This is a genomic window from Sphingomonas plantiphila, from assembly GCF_046000505.1.
In the GTDB taxonomy this organism is placed as follows: Bacteria; Pseudomonadota; Alphaproteobacteria; order Sphingomonadales; family Sphingomonadaceae; genus Sphingomonas; species Sphingomonas plantiphila.
Window position 1 is genome coordinate 422,388 of record NZ_JBELQC010000002.1, and the last position, 20,183, is coordinate 442,570.

At 66.3% G+C, this 20,183-nt stretch carries 18 protein-coding genes; 4 read left to right on the top strand and 14 right to left on the bottom strand.

The window, feature by feature from the left end; genetic code table 11:
• Positions 1-11 precede the first annotated feature (11 nt).
• From ABS767_RS14285 to dapA, 11 genes are all read right to left on the bottom strand, one after another.
• Positions 12-1,070 (bottom strand): serine hydrolase domain-containing protein, encoded by a 1,059-nt coding sequence (locus tag ABS767_RS14285; protein WP_408079495.1) that lies wholly within the window; start codon positions 1,068-1,070, stop codon positions 12-14.
• Between the two features lie 276 nt (positions 1,071-1,346).
• The gene (locus tag ABS767_RS14290) at positions 1,347-2,576 is read right to left on the bottom strand and encodes a M24 family metallopeptidase (RefSeq protein WP_408079745.1); all 1,230 of its coding nucleotides are present in this window, start codon (positions 2,574-2,576) and stop codon (positions 1,347-1,349) included.
• 17 nt (positions 2,577-2,593) lie between these two features.
• Positions 2,594-3,904: a dicarboxylate/amino acid:cation symporter gene (locus tag ABS767_RS14295; protein ID WP_408079497.1), complete on the bottom strand. Its 1,311-nt coding sequence runs from the start codon at positions 3,902-3,904 to the stop codon at positions 2,594-2,596.
• 25 nt (positions 3,905-3,929) lie between these two features.
• The gene (locus ABS767_RS14300; RefSeq protein ID WP_408079499.1) at positions 3,930-4,571 is read right to left on the bottom strand and encodes a glutathione S-transferase family protein; all 642 of its coding nucleotides are present in this window, start codon (positions 4,569-4,571) and stop codon (positions 3,930-3,932) included.
• A 213-nt stretch (positions 4,572-4,784) separates the two neighbouring features.
• Positions 4,785-5,855: a recombinase RecA gene (gene recA / locus ABS767_RS14305; protein WP_408079501.1), complete on the bottom strand. Its 1,071-nt coding sequence runs from the start codon at positions 5,853-5,855 to the stop codon at positions 4,785-4,787.
• 253 nt (positions 5,856-6,108) lie between these two features.
• Entirely contained in the window at positions 6,109-6,459 is a 351-nt protein-coding gene (locus ABS767_RS14310; protein WP_408079503.1) for a response regulator, read from the bottom strand.
• A 53-nt stretch (positions 6,460-6,512) separates the two neighbouring features.
• Entirely contained in the window at positions 6,513-8,897 is a 2,385-nt protein-coding gene (locus tag ABS767_RS14315; RefSeq protein ID WP_408079505.1) for a hybrid sensor histidine kinase/response regulator, read from the bottom strand.
• 38 nt (positions 8,898-8,935) lie between these two features.
• Positions 8,936-10,978, bottom strand: coding sequence for a M13 family metallopeptidase (locus tag ABS767_RS14320; protein WP_408079507.1), 2,043 nt, complete (start codon positions 10,976-10,978; stop codon positions 8,936-8,938).
• A gap of 55 nt (positions 10,979-11,033) precedes the next feature.
• A complete protein-coding gene (locus tag ABS767_RS14325) occupies positions 11,034-11,591 on the bottom strand; it encodes a DUF2062 domain-containing protein (RefSeq protein ID WP_408079747.1) in 558 nt (185 codons plus the stop codon).
• A gap of 7 nt (positions 11,592-11,598) precedes the next feature.
• Complete coding sequence (gene smpB, locus ABS767_RS14330) at positions 11,599-12,081, bottom strand: SsrA-binding protein SmpB (protein WP_408079509.1); 483 nt, start codon at positions 12,079-12,081, stop codon at positions 11,599-11,601.
• 48 nt (positions 12,082-12,129) lie between these two features.
• On the bottom strand, positions 12,130-13,011 hold the full coding sequence (dapA, locus tag ABS767_RS14335; RefSeq protein ID WP_408079511.1) for a 4-hydroxy-tetrahydrodipicolinate synthase: 882 nt from the start codon (positions 13,009-13,011) through the stop codon (positions 12,130-12,132).
• 71 nt (positions 13,012-13,082) lie between these two features.
• Between dapA and ABS767_RS14340 the strand changes: the two genes are divergently transcribed.
• From ABS767_RS14340 to ABS767_RS14355, 4 genes are all read left to right on the top strand, one after another.
• Positions 13,083-15,095 (top strand): lytic transglycosylase domain-containing protein, encoded by a 2,013-nt coding sequence (locus ABS767_RS14340; protein ID WP_408079513.1) that lies wholly within the window; start codon positions 13,083-13,085, stop codon positions 15,093-15,095.
• Entirely contained in the window at positions 15,092-15,505 is a 414-nt protein-coding gene (locus ABS767_RS14345) for a GNAT family acetyltransferase (RefSeq protein ID WP_408079515.1), read from the top strand. Before ABS767_RS14340 ends, ABS767_RS14345 begins: the two co-directional genes overlap by 4 nt.
• Positions 15,502-15,981, top strand: coding sequence for a transcription elongation factor GreB (greB, locus tag ABS767_RS14350; RefSeq protein ID WP_408079517.1), 480 nt, complete (start codon positions 15,502-15,504; stop codon positions 15,979-15,981). Before ABS767_RS14345 ends, greB begins: the two co-directional genes overlap by 4 nt.
• Positions 15,982-16,129: 148 nt before the next feature.
• Positions 16,130-16,483: a GNAT family N-acetyltransferase gene (locus ABS767_RS14355; RefSeq protein ID WP_408079519.1), complete on the top strand. Its 354-nt coding sequence runs from the start codon at positions 16,130-16,132 to the stop codon at positions 16,481-16,483.
• 10 nt (positions 16,484-16,493) lie between these two features.
• Here the strand turns inward: ABS767_RS14355 and ABS767_RS14360 are convergent, their stop codons facing one another.
• The 3 genes from ABS767_RS14360 to ABS767_RS14370 form a co-directional block, all read right to left on the bottom strand.
• Positions 16,494-17,885 (bottom strand): L-serine ammonia-lyase, encoded by a 1,392-nt coding sequence (locus tag ABS767_RS14360; protein WP_408079521.1) that lies wholly within the window; start codon positions 17,883-17,885, stop codon positions 16,494-16,496.
• A gap of 66 nt (positions 17,886-17,951) precedes the next feature.
• The gene (locus ABS767_RS14365) at positions 17,952-18,728 is read right to left on the bottom strand and encodes a polyphosphate kinase 2 family protein (protein WP_408079523.1); all 777 of its coding nucleotides are present in this window, start codon (positions 18,726-18,728) and stop codon (positions 17,952-17,954) included.
• Between the two features lie 46 nt (positions 18,729-18,774).
• Entirely contained in the window at positions 18,775-20,178 is a 1,404-nt protein-coding gene (locus ABS767_RS14370) for a hypothetical protein (protein WP_408079525.1), read from the bottom strand.
• Positions 20,179-20,183 lie beyond the last annotated feature (5 nt).

Consider the following 20,183-nt stretch of genomic DNA (forward strand, 5'->3'; position numbering starts at 1 on the left):
ACGCTGGCAGGTCAGCCCGCAAAGCCGTCGACGAGGTCCGAAGCGGTCTGAAGCACGTTCATCTTCATCGTCATCACGTTGCCCGCCAGTGCGACCGACAGCCGCTGATCGGGATAGGCCGCGAGCAGATAGCAGCCCCCCGGCGTGGCACCTGCATGGTGCCAACGTCGCCGCCCCTTCTTGTCGGCATCGATCCGCCAGCCCAGGCCGAGCGGCGGCGCGCCCTTGGTGGCTGCGGTGACAGGCGTAAGCAGCAGCTCACGTTCCGCACGCGTGACCGCCGTCTCCGCCGATCCCATCATCGCGGCTCCGAACCGGGCGGCATCAGATGGCGTCATCAGGAAGCCGGCCCCGGCCCAGCAATAGGCCGGGTTGTCGAACGGAAGCTTCGCCCAGCCATCCGTCAGCTGCGGCTTCGCCGATTCGGCGAGGCTCGCGCAGAGCAGTTTCACGTCCATGTCATTCATATATCGGCCTGCGCGCCCGGGCGTGATCGCCCAGGGATCGTTCGGCTTCAGGCTCGCCAGGCCGAAGGGCACCGCGACCTCGCGCGCGACGAGATCGAGGAATGGCGCTTGCGCGGCGGCAGCCATCACCGCCGATGCGAGCGTGTAGCCATAGGACGAATAGCGGACTTCGGCGCCCGGCGTGGCGACCAGCGGATCTCCGATGAAGAGCTTCAGCGCATCCTGCTCGGAAGCATAGAACCGCATATAGACGGCGCCGCCCGCACTGCCCATGTCTGTTTCGGCCCTGTCGTAATGGCGAATTCCGCCGCGATGGGTAAGCAGCTGGCGCAGCGTCGTCTGGCGGTGCTGTACGGGCAGGCCCGGCATCCAGCGGGCAATCGGCCCATCGAGATCGATCACCCCACGCGTCGTCAATTTCGCCGCGACGGTCGCCGTGAGGAGCTTGCTCACCGATCCGAGCGGGAAGAGATGCGCCGGCGTCGCTGCGACCGCGCGTTCCAGATCGGCCTGTCCAGCCGCGTCCGCCCAGCGCAGCCCGTGCTCGTCGGCGACCGCCACGGAAAGCGCGGGCGCCGCCTTCGACTCGATCGCACGCACCATGATCTGCCTCGCCGCCTTAGCGCCACGACCGGTACTACGGCGCGGCTGCCGCGCGTCGAGAGCGGAGCTGATGCCGACGGCCGACACAGCGGCACCTCCCAGGATATGCCGCCTCGTTACATGTGCCATCGCCGAACCCCTCGCAAATCTACTGATATAGTGTATTACTACCCTATATCACATACAAGAGCATTGTGATGAGCAGATTGCGCCGAGTGGCATTGAAACGTCGAATAGCCTTGTGATCTGATTATGAGCCGGGACAAACCACCGCCGCTACCCGATCGGCGCTTCGATCGACGTCGGCGGTACGCTGAACCATTTCGGCCCGCTCGCGGTCATGTGGAAGCAATCCTCCAGCCGCACGCCGAACTTGCCCGGCAGGTACAGGCCGGGTTCGTTCGAAAAGCACATGCCCGGAGCCAGCTTGGTCATCTCACCGCGCACGAGGTTGATCGGCTCGTGCCCATCCATGCCGATGCCGTGGCCAGTACGGTGCGACAGGCCGGGGAGCTTGTAGTCGGGGCCATAGCCGAGCGTCGCGTACCACCCACGCACCGCGTCATCGACGCTGCCCGCGCTCGCACCGACCTTTGCCGCAGCGAAAGCGCGCTGCTGGCCCATGCGCACCTGTTCCCACACCTTGCGCTGCTCGGCATTCGGCGTGCCGTGAACGAAGGTGCGGCTGATGTCGCTCTCATAGTCATGGACCACCGCGCCGCAGTCCATCAGCACCATCTCGTCCTTCACCACCTGTTGCGGCTTGCCCGATCCGTGCGGATAGGCCGAAGCCTCGCCCAGCAGGATCAGGTTGAACGCCACCTGCCCGCCGAGCTTGACCGTCGCGGCGCTCATCAAGGCGGCGATGTCCTTGGGCGCCATCCCCGCCTCGATCCGCGGATGGGTCCAGCGATAGGCGGCCATGGTCACGTCGGCCGCCTTCTGCATCAGCGCGATCTCGGCCGGGGTCTTGATCATCCGGCAACCGCGCACGACCGGATTGGCCGAGACGATCTTCACCCCCGCCAGCGCGCGCCACATGCCGTCGACCGCGAAGAAGCGCGCGGTCTCCTCGATCCCCAGCGGACGGCCGAGCAGCTTCTTCTCGCGCAGGAAGCCGGCCACCACCGCGAAGGGGTCCTCATGCTCCTGCCACACGCGCACGTCCGCCGGAATGCCGAGCGATTCGCGGACCGACGGTTCCTCGAAGAAGGGCGTGACGATCACCGGATCGCCCTCGACTGGGATGATCGCGGCGGTCAGGCGCTCGCTGCGCCACCAGCGCACACCGGTGAAATAGACCAGGCTTGCCCCCGGCTCGATCAGCACCGCGCCGATGCCGTTCGCCTTCATCAGCGCCTGGGCCCGCGCAAGCCGCGCGGCCCGCTCCTCGCGCCCGATCGGCACCGCATCGCCGGTGATCGACTTCAATTCGGACAGATCGGGTTCGGCCGCGCGCGCCATCGCCGAGAAGCCGATCGGCGCGAGCGCGCCCGCCGCGATCATGCCGCGCCGCGTCAGCCTCACGCCGGGGTCTCCACCGGCTCCTTCTCGCCCGCGGACACGATCGTCGCGAGCACCAGATCGCCGATGACGTTGAGGACGGTGCGGCACATGTCGAGGAAACGGTCGACGCCGAGCACCAGCCCGATACCTGCAGGCGGCACGCCGACCATGCCGAGGATCAGCGCGATCACCGGCAGCGAGCCAGCCGGAACGCCTGCGGTGCCGATGCCGCCCAGGATGCAGACCAGCATCACCGTGACCTGCTGCCCCAGCGTCAGGTCGACACCGAAGAACTGCGCGAGGAAGATCACCGTGACGCCCTCGAACATCGCGGTGCCGTTCTGGTTCGCGGTGGCGCCGATCGTCAGCACGAAGCGCGACACCTTGGGCGGCAGCTTGAGCTTGTTCTCGGCGACGCGCAGCGCGGTAGGCAGCGTCGCGTTGGACGAGGCGGTGGAGAACGCCATCACCGCCGCCTCCTGCGTCTCGCGGAAGAACGCCAGCGGGCTCTTGCGCGCGAGCAGCAGGAGCAGGATCGGGAAGACGATGAACATCTGCGTGCCGAGCGCCGCAAGCACCACGCCGACGAACGCGAGCAGCCGCACCAGCAGATCCCAGCCGAACAAGGCAGCTAGGTTGAACATGAAGCAGAACACCGCGATCGGCGCGAGGCGGATGACGATGCCGATCAGCCGCATCGAGACTTCGAAAATCCCCTCGATGCCGGTCTTCAGCGTCTGGACGTGCGGCTTGTCGAGCGTCAGCAGAATACCGATCCCGAAGAACAGCGCGAAGAACATGATCGCGAGAATATCGTTCGCGGTCATCGCGGCGACGACGTTGCTGGGAACGATGTTCAGGATCGCGTCGATGCCGCTCGGGGTGGTTGCGGTACGGTCCAGGATCGCCCCCGCGCTGTCGCCCGACGCCGCCAGCAACGCCTGCGCTTCGCCGCGGTCGACACCGGCCCCGGGCTGGAACAGGTTCACCAGCGCGAGGCTGACGATCACGGCAATGCTGGACACGCAGATGGTGAGGACCAAGGTGCGCAGCCCGACGCGCTTGAGCGCGCGGATCTCGCCCATTTCGGCGATTCCGACGACGAGCGCGGAGAACAGCAGCGGGATCACCAGCATGAACAGCAGGCGCAGGAAGATCTGGCCGATCGGGCCGGTGACATAGGTCGTCACCGTGCCGACCCATTTGGCGTCCGCCGCGGTGAAGTGAACGAACAATCCCAGTGCCAGGCCGAGCACGAAGCCGCCCAGCATCTGCCACTGCAGCGTCGATTCGCGCCGCACCTCCGTCATCGCCTCGTCGCCCGCCATGCTTGCCCCTCAGATTGTTGCGCGGTCAGGCATAGGCATAGGGACCGCCTTTGGCGAGTGCCGTCTGATAGGCGGACCGCGCATGGATCTTGTTGAGCCAGGCAATCGTCGCGGGCCGCGCCTCATTCAGTCCGCCGCGGGATCGCGCCGCTTCCAGCGGGAAGCTCATCATCACATCGGCGGCGGTGAATGCATCGCCCGCGAACCAGGGGCGGGCGCTCAGCTCGGTCTCGACGAAATCGAGATGGACGTCGATCATGGGCTGAATGCGCTTCTGTGCCGCCTTGCCGAAGATCGGGACGCCCATCAGCACCAGCTTGACCAGCAAGGGCGGCATCAGCGACCCTTCGGCATAGTGCATGAAATGGCGGTAGCGCAGCGCCGACTCGCGGTGCGCCGGCGGCCCGAGCCGCCCGTCCGCCGCTTCCACCAGATATTCGATGATCGCACCGGTCTCGGCGACGGTGCGCGGGTCCCCGCCGCTGGTGCCGGTATCGACGATGACGGGCGACTTGCCGAGCGGGTGCACCGCACGCAGTTCGGGCGGAGCCAGCATCGTCCTGGGGTTCCGCTCATAGCGGCGGATCTCGTAGGGAAGTCCCAGCTCCTCGAGCAGCCAGAGCACACGCTGCGAACGCGAGTTTTCGAGGTGATGGACGGTAATCATGGCAAGCTCCGCTCGGACAGGTGATGATCGAAGCATAGCGTGCGCGGATGCGGCACAAATGGAAAGGCCCGGCGCACTGCGCCGGGCCTTCCAGTGGGATGCTCGTCCCTTGACCGCCGCCGTCCAGCTCGGATCGGCACGGCCCGCGATACAGGCAATCCTGCCCGCTCATCCTTGCCGGGGCCTTAACCCCGCTATCCGTAAATCCCGCGCTTAGAGATCGTCCTCGGCATCCGGTCCGGTCATCATCTCTTCGGCGACCTGCTCGGTGCGTCCGCGAATGGCCGCTTCCAGCCTGGCGCAGACATCGGGATTCTCCTTGAGGAACGTCTTTGCGTTCTCACGCCCCTGGCCGATGCGGATGCTGTCATAGCTGAACCAGGCGCCGGCCTTCTCGACCAGCCCGGCCTTGACGCCGAGATCGAGGATCTCACCGATCTTGGAGATCCCCTCGCCATACATGATGTCGAATTCGACCTGCTTGAACGGCGGGGCGACCTTGTTCTTCACCACCTTCACGCGCGTCGCGTTGCCGATGATGTCGTCGCGATCCTTGATCTGTCCGGTGCGACGGATGTCGAGGCGGACCGAGGCGTAGAACTTCAGCGCATTGCCGCCGGTCGTGGTCTCGGGGTTGCCGTACATCACGCCGATCTTCATGCGCAGCTGGTTGATGAAGATCACCATGCAGCGCGAGCGGCTGATCGAACCGGTCAGCTTGCGCAGCGATTGCGACATCAGGCGTGCCTGCAGACCGACATGGCTGTCGCCCATCTCGCCCTCGATTTCGGCGCGCGGTACCAGCGCGGCGACCGAATCGACCACCAGCACGTCGATCGCATTCGACCGCACCAGCGTGTCGGTGATCTCCAGCGCCTGCTCGCCGGTATCGGGCTGTGAGACGATCAGTTCGTCGATGTTGACGCCCAGCTTCTTGGCATAGACCGGGTCGAGCGCATGCTCTGCGTCGACGAACGCAGCGGTGCCGCCATTCTTCTGCGCCTCGGCGATGACATGCAGCGCCAGCGTCGTCTTGCCCGAGCTTTCCGGACCGTAGACTTCGATGACGCGGCCGCGCGGCAAACCGCCGACGCCAAGTGCGATGTCGAGCCCGAGCGAGCCGGTCGAGATCGCCTCGACCTGCATCGTCTCCTTCGAGCCGAGCTTCATCGCGCTACCCTTGCCGAATGCGCGGTCGATCTGTGCCAGCGCCGCGTCGAGCGCCTTTTGCTTGTCCGGAGAAATGCCCATCTTTCCTTCGATCACCTTGAGGGAAGCCGCCATCAGAAGTCTCCGTCGCTAGAGGCTTTGCGCGCTGTCTTCAACACGCTCTCGCCGATCCTGATCTGCTGCGTATACCATTTGTTCCACAGGAACAAGTGAGGAACGATCTTTTTTTGTTCTGGACGTGGAGGACGATGCGCGCAGCCGCGCCGGCCCCGCCAAGCGCGGCCGCGCGGGTCGCTGCAGCTGCGCAGCCCTAGTCGGTCTGGGGTCTCAGTGCCGTGAGCCACCCGGGTGGCCGCTCGGCACGAACTCAGAGCGCGTCGAGCGCCTTCTCCACCGCGTCCATCGTGAACGGTTTGGGAAGGACCGGGCGATCCTTGTAGCCATCGGCGACCATGTCGCCGCTGCCGCCCGTCGCCAGGACAAACGGAATCCCCGCCGCCGCCAGCGCATCGGCCACCGGCCAGCTTTTCTCGCCGCCGGACAGGTTGACGTCGAGGATCGCGGCTTCGACCTCCCCGGTCTCGATCACCGACAGGGCCGTCGCGACGCTATCGGCCGAGCCGGCCAGATCCTTGCCGAGCATCTCGAGGAAATCCTCGAGCATCATGGCAATCAGGGGCTCGTCTTCGACAATGAGAATACGCTGGGGAGAGGTCATGGTGCACGCTTGCCGCAGTCTTGCGGCCTCGCCAAGCCCTTATTTTCCGAACGCTATTTCGCAGTCATAACGGATCGCGCGAGCTCGGCGAGCTGCTGCACCGAAAATGGTTTGGGAAGAAACGCGACCTTGTCGATATCGATCGACTTGCGCAGCTGCTCCTCGGCATAGCCCGACATGAAGATGATCTTGAGGTCGGGATATTTCTTGCGCGCGTGGCGGACCATCGTCGGGCCGTCCATCGTCGGCATCACCACGTCGCTGATCAGCAGATCGGGCTTGTCGCTCGTCTCGAGCAACTCGAGAGCCGCCTCGCCATTCTCGGCGGTCAGCACCGTATAGCCCTGCCGCGCCAGCGCGCGCTCGGCGACCGCGCGGACCATCGCCTCGTCTTCGACCAGCAAGACCGTGCCGGTCCCCCACAGATCGCCCTGCACCGCCTTTGCCGCACTCAGTTGCGCGGCGGGTTCGGCGGCGGCGTGAACCGGCAAGTAGATCGTGAAGGTCGCCCCCTTCCCCGCCTCGCTCTCGGCGAAGATGTAGCCGCCCGACTGCTTGATGATACCGTAGACGGTCGAAAGGCCCAGTCCCGTACCCTTCCCCACCTCCTTGGTGGTGAAGAACGGCTCCCAGATATGGGCAAGCGCGTCCTGCGCGATGCCGGTGCCGGTGTCCGAAACGCGCAGCGCGGTATAGTCGCCGACCGGCAGAACCTCGTCATCCATCGCCCGCACCTCGTGCGCCGGGACGCTCAGGGTCTCGATCGTCAACGTCCCGCCGCCGCGCGGGTTCTTGGCAAGCATCGCGTCGCGCGCATTGACCGCCAGGTTCACGACTACCTGCTCCAGCTGGCCGGGATCGGCGCGGACCGGGCCGAGATTGCGCCCGTGATTGACGACCAGCTCGACCGTTTCGCCCAACAGCCGCTTGAGCAGGTTCGACACCTCGGAAATGACGTCGGGAATCTGCAGGACTTGCGGCCGCAGCGTCTGCTGCCGCGAAAAGGCAAGCAACTGACGCGTCAGCGCCGCGGCGCGATTGGAATTCAGCAGAATCTGCTGGATGTCGTCATAATCGCTATCGCCCGGCGCGTGGCGCATCAGCATCAGGTCGCAATGGCCGATGATCGCGGTCAGGATGTTGTTAAAGTCGTGCGCGACTCCGCCGGCGAGCTGGCCCACCGCCTGCATCTTGGTCGCCTGCGCCACCTGGCGCTTGAGCTGCCCCTCTTCCCCCGCGTCGCGCAGGCTCAGCAGCACGGCGGAATCGCCCAGCCCCCGCGCCGAAGCGATCGAGATCGACGCCGCCTCGTCCGGTGCGGGCGTGAAGCGAACGGTGAGATCCATCGAATGCGCCGCGCCGGCGGCAAAGCGGCGCACCGCATCGGCGAGCGCGCTCTTGTCCTCGCGCACGACGAGGTCGCCGGGATAGAGCGGCGGCGCGTCGGTATTGACGTGCGCGGCGCGGACAAAGGCATCGTTCATATACACGAACCGGCCATCGCCACCGACCAGCGCGATACCAGTGGGCAACAGCGCGATCAGCGAGCGGACGTGCGCCGCCGACTCAGCCCCGATCTCGTCGGTCGGTGGCGCATATTCCTCGTCCAGCAACGCGACGAGCATCGGCGAATGGTCGCCATCGAGAAACGGGATTTCGAGCACGCGGACCGGCGTCCCCGACAGGCCTTCGCGCTCGAACCGCACGGTACCGCGATTATCGGTGATGAGAAACCGCGTGAGGTCACGCCCCTCGATCATCGCCTGTTCGTCGCCCGCTGCGCGCAATCGCAACACTCGGTTCGCCGCGCGCACCCGCCCATCGGCACCGACCAGAGCCATCATGACCCCCGCCTGCCCCAGCCGGTCGCCGGACTTGCCCGCGACCAGTCCCTGTGCCTGTTTGGCAAGATCGATCGCATCGACCCCGGCAAACCGCCATACGAGCATCGAATCGCCGACACGGGTGACATGGGCGCTGAGCTTGGTGCCGGCGGCATCGAACGTTCCGCTGGAGGCCTGTCCGTCGCGCCATGCCGCGCGCCCTGCACTGCCAAGCTGCGAGGCGGCCCAGTCGCCGATCACGACGCCGGGCGGCGCGGGATAGCCGGGAAACAGCGTCCCAAACCGTTCGTTTGCGCACACCATTCGACCCGCGCGATCGGTCACTGCGATCGCGTCAGGGCTCATCGACGCGAGGACATGCGCGACGGCCCAATCGCCCTCGCCCCCTTCGCTCTCGACTGCGATGGTCCGGGGCCGCAGAAGCTGCGTCGCGAGCCCGATCAGCACCGCGGCCGCGGCAAAGCCGCCGGCCACAGGAATCGAACCAATGGTCCACAGCACAATTCCCGCCGCGACCGTCCCCGCGACCAGCGTGACGATCAGCGCGGTTGACGTATTCGAAGACTCGTCAGGGGCAGCGGAAATGGCGGGCATCGCCCCCTTTCCCGCGCCCCCGACGGGCCGTCAAGCATTCACCAGATGCGGACGCGCTTGGCGGGGTCGAGATACAGCGTCTCGCCCGGCTTTGCGTCGAATGCACCATACCAGGGGTCGAGATTGCGCACGACCCAGGCGCGCTGGATCGACGGCGAGTGCGGATCGGTCAGCAGGCGCGCGCGCAGATTCGCCTCGCGATAGTTGCGCCGCCACACCTGCGCCCAGCCGAGATAGAAGCGCTGATCGCCGGTAAAGCCGTCGATCACGGGTGCTTCCTTCCCCTCAAGCGAATGCTTGTAGGCGTCATAAGCGATGGTGAGCCCCGCGAGGTCGCCAATATTCTCGCCCAGCGTGAACTCGCCCTTCACATGCTCGCCCGGCAGGGCTTCATACGCGTCATATTGCGCGACCAGCTGCTTGCTCGCCGCTTCGAACGCCTTGACGTCGGCCGGAGTCCACCAGTCGGACAGCTCGCCCTTCTCGTTATACTTCGCGCCCTGGTCGTCGAAATGGTGGCTGATCTCATGGCCGATCACCGCGCCGATGCCGCCATAGTTGATCGCCGGGTCCGCCTTGGGATCGAAGAAGGGCGGCTGAAGGATCGCGGCGGGGAACACCACTTCCATCATGCCGAAATTGGCATAGGCGTTCACGGTCTGGGGCAGCATGCCCCACTCCCACTTGCGCACCGGCTCGCCCAGCTTGTCGAGCATATACTGATAGTCGAAGCGGTTGGAGCGAATCGCATTCCCGAACAGGTCGTCGCGCTTGATCTCCAGGCCGGTATAATCACGCCACTTGTCGGGATAGCCGACCTTGACGGTGAAGTTGGCGAGCTTGGCCTTCGCGCGGGCCTTGGTCTGCGGCTGCATCCACTCCAGCGCGTCGATCCGCCGCCCCATCGCGTCGAGCACGTTGGCGACCAGCTTGTTCATCTCGGCCTTGTATTCGGGCGGGAAATAGCGCGCGGCATATTCCTTGCCGACCGCCTCGCCGACCGTGCCCTCGGCAAAAGCGACGCCACGCTTCCAGCGCTCCTCACGCTGCGGCGTGCCCTGCAGCACCGTGCCATAAAAGGCGAACTGCGTGTCGGACACCGCGTCCGGCAGATAGTTGGACAGGCTGCTCATGCTGCGCAGGATCATCTGGTCCTTGAGCACGCCGAGCGGCGCCGCGTCGAGAATATCGGCGGTCCCCTTGATCGCGCTCGGCTGCCCGACCAGCACCTCGGTGATCTTCGGGCTCAGCGCCTTCAGCATCGCCGGGAAGTCGAGCGTCGCACTCGACAGCTTCGCCGTGTCGGCCAGCGCATATTTGTTGTAGGTCTTGACCGCATCGGAGGACTCCTCGCGGGTCCACTGGACCTTCGCGATCTTTGTCTCCAGATCCATGACCGCCTGCGCCCGCGCCGCGGCATTGGCCTCTCCCGCCAGCGTCAGCATCTTGGTCAGATACGCGACATAGGCAGTGCGGATCGACTTCATCTTGTCGTTGTCGACCAGGTACATGTCACGATCGGGCAGGCCGGTGCCGCCCTGATACATGCTGAAGATGTAGCGGTCCGGGAATTTGTCATCCTGACCGACATAGCCGCCAACGGGTCCGCTCACGCCGTTCTTCGCCGCTTCGACGACCAGCGCCGAATAACCGGCCTTACTGTCGAGCGCCTTGACCTGTGCGAGCCAGGGCTGAATCGGTGCCAGTCCGCGCGCCTCGACCGTCGCGGTGTCGAGATAGCTGGCATAGGTCCGCCCGACCATATTGTCGGGATCGTCCTTCACCTCGTCGAGGATGCCGCGAACGCGCTCGTTCGACAGGTCGGCCAGCGCGGTGAACATGCCATAGTTGGACTTGTCGGCCGGGATCGGCGTGTTCTTCGCCCACGCCCCGTTGGCGAATTCGTAGAAGTCGTTGCCCGGCGTGACGCTGCGATCCATCCCCGCCACATCGAAGCCGAAGGCGCCGATTTCCGGCTTGGCAGTCACCGGGGCGACCGCGGGGGCTTCGGACGTTGCCGTCGACGCGCAGCCCGCAAGTGCGGTGCCGGCGAGAAGTGCGGGGAGGATGAGGAGACGCATCATATACCTTTCGGGGTAATTGGATGCGCGTGTCTTACGCCCCTCATACGGTGGATCAAGTCTCTATGGAAACTTTCCTGCGTGCCTGGACCCGCTTGCGCCATTTGCGCGCGATCCACATCCGCCACCCGACCGCACTCATCAGATAGCCCAGGATAGCGGACACGATCGTGATCGTGACCAGTCCGGTGATCAGCGCCGGCCCGGCTTCGGACCACAGCCAGTTGAGCCAGCTGTCATTGGCGACATGCGTCGTGATCGGCTGGCCGGGCACCGTCGCATCGAGCTGCAGGATCTTGCGCCCGACCCAATAGGCGAACGCCCACAGTGGCGGGGTGGTCACCGGGTTGGTGAGAAAGGTGGTCAGCGCAGCGGTCGGGACATTGGCGCGGAACGGCAGCGCGAGCACGGCAGCGAGCGCGATCTGTCCCACCGGAATCATGATGCCGGTCACCATCCCCAGCGCCACGCCGCGCGGCACCGAACGGCGCGTGAAGCGCCACAGTTCGGGCGCGAGCACGCGATGCGACACCGGCCGCAGCCAGCGGTTCGCCTCCATGCTGTCACGCGTGGGCATGTTGCGGCGCACCCAGCCGTGAATGCGTCCCCACATGGTCCCGTCAGCCTCGATCGCGGAGGAGCCTGCCTTGTTCACGCTTCCAGTCCCGCTCCTTGATGGACTCGCGCTTGTCGTGAGTCTTCTTGCCCTTCGCCAGCGCGAGTTCGACCTTCGCCCGGCCGCGGCCGTTGAAGTAGATCGACATCGGGATCAGCGTCATGCCTTCCCGCGCAACCGCGCCATGCAGCTTCTCTACCTGGCGTTCATGAAGGAGCAATTTACGGGGACGCTTCGGTTCGTGATTAAAGCGGTTTCCGTGCGAAAATTCCGGGATGTTCGCGTTGACCAGCCACGCCTCGCCGTTCCGCACTTCGGCATAGCTTTCCGCGATCGACCCCTCGCCGAAACGCAGCGCCTTCACCTCGGTGCCGTGCAGTGCGATGCCGGCCTCGAAAAATTCCTCGAGGAAATACTCGTACCGCGCCTTGCGGTTCTCCGCGACGATCTTCTTCTTGTCGAATTCAAGGGGACGGGGACGTGCCATGGGACGCGCGATGTAGGCGCGCGCGGCCCTAAAGGGAAGCGGACGGCGTCAGATAATCCCCGCCGCCGTCATCGCCGCATCGACCGCCGCCTTGCTCGACGCGCTCGGGGCGACCATCGGCAGGCGCAGTTCGGTCGAAATCTCGGGACGCAGCTTGTTGACCGCATACTTCACCGGCCCCGGCGAGGCATCGGTGAACAGCGCCAGGTGCAGCGCGAACAGCCGGTCGTGCAGCGCCAGCGCAACTGCCGTGTCGCCCTCGGCCCAGGCCGCCTGGAACTGCGCGCACAGCTTCGGCGCGACATTCGCCGCGACCGAGATGCACCCCAACCCGCCCATCGCATTGAAGGCGAGCGCAGTCTCGTCATTGCCCGATAGCTGCGCGAAGCCCGCGCGTAGCACAGCGCGGTGCTTCGACACGCGTGCCAGATCGCCGCTCGCGTCCTTGATCGCGACGAACTTGTCCGGGAACGCCTGAACGATGCGGATCACCGTCTCCGGCTGGATATCGGTCGCGGTGCGGCCGGGGACGTTGTAGAGAATGATCGGCAGCGCGCACTCCGCAGCAACCGCCGCGAAATGCTGGAAAATGCCCTCCTGGCTCGGGCGGTTGTAATAGGGCGGGACCATCAGCACCGCATCGGCCCCGGCGTCCTTCGCCGCCTGAACGTTGCCGATCGCGACGCGGGTGTCGTTCGACCCTGCGCCCGCGATCACCGGCACGCGCCCGCGCACCTGATCGGCGCACACGCGGACCACCTCGAAATGCTCGTCCTTGCTCAGTGTCGCCGCCTCGCCGGTGGTGCCAACCGGCACCAGCGCCGACGATCCCTCGCCGATCTGCCACTCGACGAAGTCGCGGAAAACGCCCTCGTCGAAGCTGCCGTTACGGAACGGGGTGATGAGTGCGGGGATCGAGCCGGAAAACATATGCGTCAAAATGCCCCAATCGTCGGAAATTCGGGGTGGCCAATAGGGTGCGTTCGCGTATCATGTCCAGCATGCTTGCTTCTGTATTCAAGAGCGGGCTCTTGCTCGCCGGCGTATCGGGTGTCGCGGTCTCCTCACAGGTCGTGCAGGATGGAGCCGAATGGTATCGGGCGCAGTTCGCTGCGCTTGCGGCGCAGGTGCTGCCCGCCGCCCCGCCCTCCGCATCCGCGCTCCAGTATAATATCGACCAGTGGAAACGGCTCCAGCAGTCGGATCGCTGGCCGTTCAGCGATTATGCCAACTTCATGCTCGCGCATCCCGGCTGGCCGGGGGAGACGAGCCGTCGCGCCGCTGCGGAGACGTCGTTGGGGTCCGGAACCGACGCCCCGTCGCTGGTCGTCCGCTTTTTCGACCGCTTTCCGCCGCTCACCGCCGCGGGGCGCACGCGCTATGCCGAGGCGCTCGCCATTTCGGGTCGTCGCGCGGAAGCCGATGAGCAGGCGCGCCGCGCCTGGCGCAGCGGCGCGATGCGGCCCGATGATGAAACTGCGTTGATCGGTGCCTTTTCCGCAGCGCTTTCGCCCGCCGACCATGACGCGCGCATGGATGCGCTGCTGTGGCAGGATTCGCGCGCCGCCGCCGCGCGCCAGCTCGGCTTCACCTCGCCCCAGCGGCGCGCGCTGTTCGAGGCGCGGCTGGCGCTTCGATCCAACGCGCCCGATGCATCGGCCAAGGCTGCCGCGGTTGAGGCGCTCGGTGCGCGCGACCCCGGTTTCATCGCCGATCGCGCAATGTGGTACCGCGCAAATGGTGCCAGCCATTCCGCCCGCTCGCTGCTTTCGCGCAGCCGCTCGCTCGACAGCCGCCCCGGCAATGTCGAGGAATGGTACGAGGTGCTGCTAACCAACGCGCGCGCCGCCGAGTCCGACCGCCAATATGCGCTCGCCTATGCGATCGCGAGCCAGGTCGATGACGCCTTCGCGCCCGGCACCGACGTCTCCGACATGGGGCTCGGCATCCGCGACGATTATACCAGCCTCGTCTGGCTGGCCGGCACGGTGGCGATGCAGAAGCTGAACCGCCCCGCCGACGCGGTCGGCATGTTCGACCGCTATTCGCGCGGATCGCGCACCCCCACGACGCAGTCCAAGGGCATCTACTGGGCGGGGCGCGCCGCCGAAGCCGCCGGGCAGGACGCCGCCGCCCGCGCCTATTATGAGCGCGCGGCGGCCTATTCGGACCTCTATTACGGCCAGCTCGCCGCCGAGCGCCTCGGACGCGACCTCAAGGCGCCCCCGCCCGTCGATACCCGCAAGGTCAGCGGCGAGGCCCGCACCGCCTTCTACAATCGCGAGGTGGTCCGCGCCGCACAGATGCTCGGCACGCTCGGACGTACCGAGGACCAGGGCTATTTCCTCCGCCAGATCGCGGCCGACGCGACCAGCGAGGAGGACCACGTCCTCGCCACCGAGCTGTCGCGCACCATCGGCCGTCCCGACCTTGGCGTCATGGTCGGCCGCAGCGCGCTGCTCAATGGCCTCAGCGACTATACCGTCGCCGGCTACCCTTCGGTCTCGGTCCCGCCGGGGCAGGAGACCAACTTCACGATCATCCATGCCATCGCCCGGCAGGAAAGCCAGTTCGACAAGGCCGCGATCAGCCATGCCGGCGCGCGCGGGCTGATGCAGCTCATGCCCGGTACCGCACGCGAAGTGGCGGGCAAGCTCGGCCTCAGCTACGACCGCGCCGCGCTGACGACCGACACAGATTACAACATCCGGCTCGGCTCCAGCTATATCCAGCGCATGCTCGACTATTACGGCGGCAGCTATCCGCTCGCCGTAGCCGCCTACAATGCCGGGCCGGGCAATGTGAACAAGTGGATCCGCGCCAATGGCGATCCGCGCACCCCCGGCGTCGACATGCTCGAATGGGTCGAGAATATCCCGATCTACGAGACCAAGAATTATGTCCAGCGCGTACTCGAGAATGCCGTGGTGTACGACATGCTCCACCCCCAGCGCTCCCGCTCGCGCGGCCCGCACCGGATCAGCTGGTATCTGGGGAAGAACCGGCCGGGGTGATCGCGATCCTCCCCTATGCCGAGGCGCAGTTCGCGGAGGTGGACGCGCTGTGGCGCACCGTGTTTCCGGAAGACCCGCCGCACAGCCATGCGGCGGTCGCGATCCCGCAAAAATTGGCAGTGCAGCGCGATCTGCTGCTCGTCGCGCAGGAGGACGGCCATGTCCTCGGCACGATCATGGCGGGCTATGACGGGCATCGCGGCTGGCTCTACAAGCTCGCGGTGCACCCAAAGGCGCGCGGCTGCGGCATCGCACGCGCGCTCGTCCGCGGTGCCGAGCGGGCGCTTGCCGACCTTGGCTGTACGAAGGTCAATCTTCAGGTCCGCGATACCAATCGCGACGCCGCCGCCTTCTGGGCGCATATGGGCTATGCGGTCGAGCCGCGAATCAGCATGGGCCGCACGCTTTGAACGACCGTCCGAACTACATCACCCCATCGGGCTATTCGGCGCTCAAGGCCGAATATGACGCTCTGTTCGGCACCGAGCGTCCAGCCTTGGTCGAGACGATCGCCTGGGCCGCGGGCAATGGCGACCGCAGCGAGAATGGCGACTATATCTACGGCCGCAAGCGGCTGCGCGAGATCGACCGGCGGCTCGGCTTCCTCGCGCGGCGCATGAAAGCGGCGAAAGTGGTCGATCCGGCACGACAGGAGGACCGGTCCAGGGTCTGGTTCGGCGCGACCGTCACCATCGCCGACGAGGATGATAACCACCGCACGCTGACCCTGGTCGGCGACGACGAGGCGGATGCGGGCGCGGGCCGGATCGGCTGGAACGCCCCCCTTGCTCGCGCGCTGCGCGGCGCCGCAGTCGGCGACCTGCGCCGGGTCACGCTCCCTGCGGGCGACAAGGACTATGAGGTGATGGAGATCGGCTACCCGTGAGCGCGCGGCCCTCATCCCGCGAACGTCTCGCGGGCGTCACCGGATTCCGGATCGCACAACGCGCGGACTCCCCGGCGATCGCCCGACTGATCTTCGATGCGGTTCGCACTGGCCCGAGCCTGTAAGCGGAGCGGAGCGCGCCGCCTGGATGCCACAGCAACGCGGCGGTCCGGAATGGGATGTGCGGCTGGGTCGGCAGACCATCCTGCTCGGCGAGGATGAGACCGGCCTGCGGGGTTTGATGAGCATTGATCCGGCAGGGTATATCGATCTCGCCTTTATTCACCCCTCAGCGCAGGGCAGCGGCCTTTTCCGCGCGCTGTATCAACAGATCGAGGCGCAGGCGCTGGCTCGCGGCACGCCAGTGCTCAACGTGCACGCTAGCCGCATGGCGCTCGGGGCATTCACGGCGGTCGGTTTCGAAACTGTCGAACGCGAAGTCGTCGCGATCGCCGATCAGTCGCTGGAACGTTTCGCGATGCGAAAGCACCTGTCCGCCTAGGTAGACGGGATCAGCACGCGACCACGTTCACGGCCAACCCACCCTGCGCGGTTTCCTTGTACTTCGAGCGCATGTCCTCGCCGGTCTGGCGCATCGTCTCGATCACCGCGTCCAAGCTGACGATGTGGCTGCCGTCGCCATGCATCGCGAGATAGGCGGCGTTGATCGCCTTGATCGCGCCCATCGTGTTGCGCTCGATGCACGGGATCTGGACCAGCCCGCCGATCGGGTCGCAGGTCAGGCCCAGATTATGCTCCATCCCGATTTCGGCGGCATTCTCGATCTGCGCATTGGTCGCGCCCAGCGCCGCCGCCAGGCCAGCCGCCGCCATCGAGCAGGCGACGCCGACCTCGCCCTGGCACCCCATCTCCGCAGCTGAGATCGACGCGCGTTTCTTGTACAGGAACCCGATCGCCGCCGCGGTGAGCAGAAACGTGCGCGATCCGGCCGGGGTCGGCGAGGCGCAGAAGGTCTCGTAATAACGCAGCACCGCCGGGATCACCCCGGCCGCGCCATTGGTCGGCGCGGTGACGACGCGTCCGCCCGCGGCATTCTCCTCGTTCACCGCCAGCGCCCACAGGCTGACCCAATCGAACACCAGCGACGGATCGCTGCGCGGGCCGCGTGCGATCAGCCGCGCGTGCAGATCGCGCGCGCGACGCTTGACCTTCAGCCCCCCGGGCAGTTCGCCCTCGCCGCGCATCCCCCGCTCGATACAGGCGGACATCGCACCGCGCAGCGAGTCGATGAATGCGTCGGTCTCGGTGTCGTCGCGCCACGCCGCCTCGTTCGCGCGGACGATGTCGGCAATGCTCGCCCCCTGCGCCTCGGCGACCGACAGCAATTCCGCCCCGGACGAGAAGGGCATCGGCAGCTTCACGTTGGTCTGCGGCGGCTCGCACCCGCCCTCGGCCACCGCGCCGCCGCCGATCGAGTACCAGAAAGTCTCGTACGGCTCGCCCTCGGCATAATGCGCGACGAAGCGCATGCCGTTGGGATGTGCTGGAAGGAAGCGGTCGTCGTGAAAGACCAGATGCGTGCCCTCGACGAACGGCACGGCGACATGCCCGCCCAGCTTCAACTGCTGCTCCGCACGGATCGTCTCGGTGATCGTCGGCACCGCATCGGGATCAACGCTTTCGGGTCGGTAGCCGGCAAGGCCCAGCATGACCGCAATATCAGTCGCGTGCCCCTTGCCCGTCAGCGCCAGCGATCCGAAAAGTTCGCACGAAACAGACACCGGAGTACCCCGATCGAGCGCGGCTTCGACAAAGCGAAACCCCGCGCGCATCGGCCCTACGGTATGCGAACTGGATGGTCCGATTCCGATGGTGAACAGATCGGCGATGCCGATCTGGGCCTGCGCACGGTCGGACACGGGCAGGCTGCGGGTTTCGGACATCACTCTCTCAGGCATTTGGTATCGTTTGATCCGGCCTAATACGCTCGGCCCGCACCGTCCAGCGGTTCAGTCGATCACGCCTGCCCCGCGCGCCGCAGCTTCGACCTCCGGGTCCAGCGCAGGTGGCTCCATCGGGACCTTTGCTTCCAGTGCGTCGGCAATGGCGGTGAGGGCAGCGATGCGCGCCGCTTTCTTGTTGTTGCCATCCACGACGACCCAGGGGGCTGCCTCGGTGCTCGTCTTTTCGAACATGTCGTGCATGGCGGCGAGGTAGGCATCGCGCTTGGCGCGGTTGCGATAGTCGTCGAGACCCGTCTTCCACCGCTTCCACGGGTGGTCGATCCGATCGCGCAGTCGCTTGTCCTGGGTCTTCTGCGTCACATGGACAAAGATCTTGATCAGCGTGGCGCCCGTTTCCGCCTGCTGCGCCTCGAAGTCGTTGATCTCGTCAAAGCCGCGCTTCCATTCGGCGTCGCTGGCGAAGCCCTCGACCCGCTCGACCAGCACCCGCCCGTACCAGCTGCGGTCGAACACCGCGATATTGTGCTGCGCGGGGAGCCGCCGCCAGAAGCGCCACAGGAAATGGTGCGACAGTTCCTCGGGCGTCGGCGCAGAGATCGGCCACACCTCGAAATAGCGCGGGTCCCAGTCGGCGGTCAGCCGGCGGATGATCCCGCCCTTCCCCGCCGCATCCCAGCCTTCGAACAGGATGATCGCGCGCCGCTTGTGGATGATGTGCGCGGTCTGAATGTGGCTGAGGCGCTTTTGCAGCTTGCGCAGCGCCTTCTTGTAATGACCGTCGAACGGGTCGCCAGCTTCGAAATCGCCAAGATCGATCTTCATGTCCCCGCATAGCGCGCCCGGCATCGCCGGTCCACGCCGCCGCCGCTCACACCGAGATATAGCCGTACCACGCGAGCAGCAGGACGAGCCGCGGCGCGAACGCCGATCGCGACACGCGTGCCAGCGCCATCGTCACCGCGCCGACCACCGCGCCGGTACCGAGCGAAAGCCACAGCGGCTCGACCAATCCCATCGTCAGGCCGCGCGCAATCGCCGGGAGCCCAGCCGCCACGCTCCACCCGGTTGTTGCGAGCACGAAGGCGGCGCGCCGGGCCCAGGGAGAGACGCGCATCGTGGCGGTCAGCGCGATCAGCTTTGCCTGTTCGCTCCGCCCGGCATGCGCCGTCGCGCCAAAGATCAGCAGCAACAGGATCGCCGGACTGGCCACGTGTCGGAAGTCGACCAGCAGCCCCGCAACCGCGATCACCGCGACGGCGACGCGCGCCATCCGCCCCCGCACGATCAGTCCAGCTTCGCTGCGCAGCAACCCCGGCAGCGCCATTGCCACCCGTCGGGCAGCGGGCGCATCGGGGTCCGCCGGTCGCGTCGGCGCAGGCCGGTTCCACCGCGCAAAGCGACCCGGCCGCACGACGCTCTGGCCCCGAACCGGCGACCGGTACACCAGCCCGCCCAGCGCGGCGAGCACCAGCGCAATGCCCGCCCAGCCAAGGCGGGACGCGACGTAACCGGGCGATGTGATCCCGACCACCGGGTCGATCGCGATCCGCTCCGCGCCCACCAGCACCGATGATCCGATCGACAGGTTGACCGGATCGCCCGGATTGAGCTCCGCCGTCAGCGGACGCAGAAACCCTGCCATGTCGGCCATATTATGCCGAAAGTCCGTCTGGCCGCCCTCCCCGGCTCCGATCGCCATCACCAGCGACGCCATCCACAAGCAGAAGAAGGCGACTTCGCCCAATGCGCCGCGCAACCGCGGACGCGCAGCGAACAGCGTCCGAACCCCCGCCACCACCAGCAGCGAGGGGCCCGCGATAAGCCACAGCGGGCCGAGTATCTCGATCGGGCGAAACGCGTGTGGCGACAGCAGAAGTGCGCCGATGATCAACCCGGCGCAGCTCAACCCGGCAAGGACCCCAGCAAATACGAGCGCATCGGCGAAAAACTGTCCGAGCGCGATTCCGACGCGCGAGGCCGGTGTCACGCTGTCGACCTGCCAGGGCTGGCGCCGGGTCACATTCGATCGCAGATAGATGAACCCCACCGGCAGCAGCAGGGTGGAAACGACCACGCCGAGCGTGACCCCCAGCATCGCTGAGCTGAGGATCGGAGCATGGCCGTCGATCGCGATCACGGCAGTGGTCGCATCGTCGCGCGGGATCCACCAGCGCGCGGCGATCGGCCCGATCAGCAGCACCGCCCACAATCCCCAGCTGCGCGTATAGCGGCGCAGCGCGGCCTGCGTGGTCGCCGCCAGCGTCGCGATCATTGCGC

Excerpts from the sequence above, each read along its gene's own strand:
- ABS767_RS14285 (WP_408079495.1), bottom strand. The coding sequence starts at position 1,070 with ATGGTGCGTGCGATCGAGTCGAAGGCGGCGCCCGCGCTTTCCGTGGCG.
- ABS767_RS14290 (WP_408079745.1), bottom strand. The coding sequence starts at position 2,576 with ATGATCGCGGCGGGCGCGCTCGCGCCGATCGGCTTCTCGGCGATGGCG.
- ABS767_RS14295 (WP_408079497.1), bottom strand. The coding sequence starts at position 3,904 with ATGGCGGGCGACGAGGCGATGACGGAGGTGCGGCGCGAATCGACGCTG.
- ABS767_RS14300 (WP_408079499.1), bottom strand. The coding sequence starts at position 4,571 with ATGATTACCGTCCATCACCTCGAAAACTCGCGTTCGCAGCGTGTGCTC.
- recA (WP_408079501.1), bottom strand. The coding sequence starts at position 5,855 with ATGGCGGCTTCCCTCAAGGTGATCGAAGGAAAGATGGGCATTTCTCCG.
- ABS767_RS14310 (WP_408079503.1), bottom strand. The coding sequence starts at position 6,459 with ATGACCTCTCCCCAGCGTATTCTCATTGTCGAAGACGAGCCCCTGATT.
- ABS767_RS14315 (WP_408079505.1), bottom strand. The coding sequence starts at position 8,897 with ATGCCCGCCATTTCCGCTGCCCCTGACGAGTCTTCGAATACGTCAACC.
- ABS767_RS14320 (WP_408079507.1), bottom strand. The coding sequence starts at position 10,978 with ATGCGTCTCCTCATCCTCCCCGCACTTCTCGCCGGCACCGCACTTGCG.
- ABS767_RS14325 (WP_408079747.1), bottom strand. The coding sequence starts at position 11,591 with ATGTGGGGACGCATTCACGGCTGGGTGCGCCGCAACATGCCCACGCGT.
- smpB (WP_408079509.1), bottom strand. The coding sequence starts at position 12,081 with ATGGCACGTCCCCGTCCCCTTGAATTCGACAAGAAGAAGATCGTCGCG.
- dapA (WP_408079511.1), bottom strand. The coding sequence starts at position 13,011 with ATGTTTTCCGGCTCGATCCCCGCACTCATCACCCCGTTCCGTAACGGC.
- ABS767_RS14340 (WP_408079513.1), top strand. The coding sequence starts at position 13,083 with ATGCTTGCTTCTGTATTCAAGAGCGGGCTCTTGCTCGCCGGCGTATCG.
- ABS767_RS14355 (WP_408079519.1), top strand. The coding sequence starts at position 16,130 with ATGCCACAGCAACGCGGCGGTCCGGAATGGGATGTGCGGCTGGGTCGG.
- ABS767_RS14360 (WP_408079521.1), bottom strand. The coding sequence starts at position 17,885 with ATGTCCGAAACCCGCAGCCTGCCCGTGTCCGACCGTGCGCAGGCCCAG.
- ABS767_RS14365 (WP_408079523.1), bottom strand. The coding sequence starts at position 18,728 with ATGAAGATCGATCTTGGCGATTTCGAAGCTGGCGACCCGTTCGACGGT.
- ABS767_RS14370 (WP_408079525.1), bottom strand. The coding sequence starts at position 20,178 with ATGATCGCGACGCTGGCGGCGACCACGCAGGCCGCGCTGCGCCGCTAT.